The 2,244-nt window shown below is 69.1% G+C and carries 1 protein-coding gene and 1 pseudogene; both read right to left on the bottom strand.

Going from position 1 to position 2,244, the window contains the following annotated elements:
* Positions 1 to 1,122 (bottom strand): annotated as a pseudogene (locus ACFVYN_RS09910) (hypothetical protein); the annotation flags it as partial.
* A gap of 539 nt (positions 1,123 to 1,661) precedes the next feature.
* Positions 1,662 to 2,021, bottom strand: a complete 360-nt coding sequence (locus ACFVYN_RS09905) for an ester cyclase (protein ID WP_389995149.1) — start codon at positions 2,019 to 2,021, stop codon at positions 1,662 to 1,664.
* Positions 2,022 to 2,244 lie beyond the last annotated feature (223 nt).

Raw genomic sequence — 2,244 nt, 5'->3', positions numbered from 1 at the left:
GGCACCGGCACCGGCACCGGCACCGGCCACGAGTGTCGGCTGACCGGGGCGGGATACCACCGCCAGGGAGTCGACACCCCCGATCGAACCGGACGCGGAGTCGGAGAACACCGATGTACGACCCCAGCGCGTGCCGTCGGCCGCAAGCAGAGCGGTCCCCTCCCGCCGGAACCGGGTCGCTGCTTCACCTGTTCCGCCCGCCGCGGGCTCTCCCGTGACAGCCGTCCAGCCGGAGTCCGTCCACGCCTCCGTCAGATGGTTGCGGGGGCGCGCGCCGTCCGGATTCTCCGCCAGAGCGTCAGCGATCGTCCATGTCCGCTCACAGTCCCAGCAGCGGAAGTACCCGGTGAGCGACATCAGTTGGCGGGCCCCTTCCCTCCCGGCCCGTTGCGGGGCGCCCTTGACCGCGACCAGGACGGCGACCAGGCACAGGACGGCCTGCCCCGGCGTTTCGGGGGGCAGGCCCGCCGCCGCGACGTCGCGTGCCACCTGCAGGAAGGGCTCCCATTCCTCCCCCAGCGTCTCCTGCTCCAAGGCCGCGGCGACCTCGCCCCAGGGATGCTCTCCTCGACGGACCGGGGCGGGATCAGGCAGCTCTGGAGCCTCGACAGGCGGACGCACCGGGTTCACGAAGAACCCGGGGATCTCGGAATCGCTTCCGCACTCGGGGCACACCAGCAGGAGCTCACTGTCCTGGCTGTCGGGAAGCCGCTGCAGCGCTGAGGCGATGTGGTGACCGGTGAAGGCCACACAAGACAGTGCGAGGTGGAGGTATGTCTGCGCGGGTGTACCGGCGGCGAGGAGGCTTCGGGTGGCCGCCCGCTCGGCCAGACGCAGTGCGGCGCTGAACCCCGCCTCGAGGTCGGCCGGGACGGGTGGCCGGTAATCCGCGGTCATGACGAAGCCCATGTCCACCCAGAAATCCACGGTCTGTCCCGGAGGCAGGGCCGCTGCCGCCTCGACGAGATGCGGCAGGGCCGCATAGGCCCCGTCGGAGACGACTCCGTCGTCCATCAGGCCGCCGGTCAGGTGCGTCCAGGTCCGCCGCCATTCATCACCGGTCCCGGCGGCAGCCGTGGACGCCATCTGCTGCAGGAGCGCTCTCACCTCGTCGGCCGTCACACCCCCAAGGTCACGCCAACGGGGTTCGTGCAGGGGCAACTTCGGAATCATGGTGCGTCTCGCAATCGTCGGTGACAGTGAGGGGGGCCTGCTGCTCCCAGCGATCCGGCCGGCGCCCGCGTCGAGATGCCGTGGCCCGGCACACGGGGTTCCGTGCGGCTCGGCAGGGTGTCGTACGTCGCCGCGGACCAGCTCGTCATCTGATCGGCGACGGTTGCTGCGGCGCGGGGCGCGATCCGCTCCAGGAGTGGCAGGACAGTGTCCCAGCCGTCGAGGGCCACGACCTGTGCGGCGAGCCTGCAGGCTTGGGACGGCTCGGGCAGTTCCACGAGGCGGCCAGTGCGCGGGCCAGTGTCGGACGGTACGGATCGCGGCGCAGGACCCCTTCGTCTTCAACGACGTCGCGGAATACACCATCACGACTATCACCCCCGGGCGAGTGCACCCGGACTTGAGTCCTGCTGAGAACGAACCGCTGATGTTCACCAGCTCCATCGCCTGTCCCCGCGCACCGGTTTCAGGGAGGCTGAACGTTGAACTCAGCGCCCGGGGCGACTGAGTGAAGACAGGCCCCACAGCTCGGCGATGCGCCCGTCCCGCACCCGGAAGATCTCCATCATCGAGGGGAGAGCCTGTTCCTCAACTCCCCCCGGGATGCCATGCAGGCTCGTGCGGACTGCGGCTCTATCTGCATCGACGAGGATGTCCTCGACGACGACCTGCATGTTTGGGAACGTGGCGTGGAGCCCCCTCCACGCCTGCACAACGCTGTCGACGCCAACGGTTCCCAACGGATGGCTCACGAAGTCGGCTGAGAAGATCGCCTCTGCCACGGCGAGGTCACGGGCATTGAACGCCTCATACATGCGCTCCGCGAGGGCTCGTACGTCGTCTGTCATCTCACGCTTCCTGTCCAGGACACGGGCGTGGCTCAGCTTATGAGAAGCGCGCAGTGGGCCTGCGCGGATGCCGACCCCGGCGAAGACAGCTAAGAGCCTCGGTCTCGACCTACTCCGACTCGCACAGGACATACGCACCACCGCGCGCACCGAGATCATCCCGCACGAGCGATCAGAAACCCACGGCCGGCTGCGCTGACCACCGCAGGTCCCGGGCAGGGGC

Origin of the sequence: Streptomyces sp. NPDC058307, from assembly GCF_042880295.1 — a bacterium.
In the GTDB taxonomy this organism is placed as follows: Bacteria; Actinomycetota; Actinomycetes; order Streptomycetales; family Streptomycetaceae; genus Streptomyces.
Note: the sequence above shows the minus strand (reverse complement) of the source record. Positions and strands in the feature narration are given on the sequence as shown.